1 protein-coding gene and 1 other annotated feature are annotated in these 1,013 nt (G+C 63.1%); the gene reads right to left on the bottom strand.

What is annotated here, in order from left to right:
• Positions 1–22 precede the first annotated feature (22 nt).
• Positions 23–1,013, bottom strand: a 991-nt coding sequence (locus CQY20_RS33910; RefSeq protein ID WP_133119212.1) for an IS3 family transposase, incomplete at its 5' end; no start/stop codon positions are given.
• Positions 872–988 (bottom strand) — a sequence feature (AL1L pseudoknot). (Overlaps the previous gene by 117 nt.)

The following is a 1,013-nucleotide window of genomic DNA, read 5'->3' on the forward strand; positions in this document are numbered from 1 at the left end:
TGAACTACCCCAGGTTTTGTTCCTACTCGGTTGCGAGTGCCGGGGTTGGCTGGCTCGCGGGGTGTGAGGTGCCGGTGAGGGCGGCCTCGTACTCGGCTGGACTCTGGTAGCCGAGGGCTTGGTGCAGGCGTTCCTGGTTGTACCAGGCCACCCATTCGGCGGTGGCCAGTTCAACATCATCGACGCATCGCCAGGGCTTACCGCGGTTGATTAACTCGGTCTTGTAGGCGGCGTTGACGGCTTCAGCGAGGGCGTTGTCATAACTATCGCCACGCGACCCGACCGATGGGGCGATCCCGAGTTCGGCCAGGCGGTCGGTGTAGGCCAGCGATAGGTACTGTGATCCGCGGTCGGAATGATGAATCAACTCGGATAGATCGGTATTCGACTGCCACACAGCATGATTGAATGCCTGAAGCGGCAGATCCTCGGTCCGCATGGTGGCCGAGACGGCCCAGCCCGCGATCTTCTTGGTGGCTGCGTCGGTGACGAACGCGGTGTAGCAGAACCCCTGCCAGGTCCGCACAAAGGTGATGTCGGCGACCCACAGCCGGTTGGGTGTCGGGGCCTTGAAGTGGCGGTTGACCAGATCGGCCGGTCGCGCGTCGGCCGGGTCGGTGATGGTGGTGAATACCGGCTTGCCGCGCTGCACACCGCGCAGGCCCGCCTTGCGCATCAACCGCCGGGTCTGTTCCCTACCGAGGTGCCAGCCGCGACGTTTCATCGCCGCATGCATCTTCTTGACCCCGTAGACCGAGTAATTCTGCCGGTGCACCTCAACCAGGTCGGCGATCAGCTGCTCATCACGAATCTCACGATCCGAGGGCGGCCGGGTCAGGGCGGCCCGATACCCGCGGGAGGTGAGGAATCCCGGGATTGCTGCCCGCAAGACGCGGCAGATGAGCTCGACCCCGAATTGATCGCGATGTGCATCGATGTAGGCGATCATTTCGTCGCGGGGCGGTCGAGCTCGGCTGCGAAAAACGCAGACGCAGACTTCAAAATCTCGTTGG

The sequence above is a fragment of the Mycolicibacterium agri genome, from assembly GCF_002553505.1.
Classification (GTDB): domain Bacteria; phylum Actinomycetota; class Actinomycetes; order Mycobacteriales; family Mycobacteriaceae; genus Mycobacterium; species Mycobacterium agri.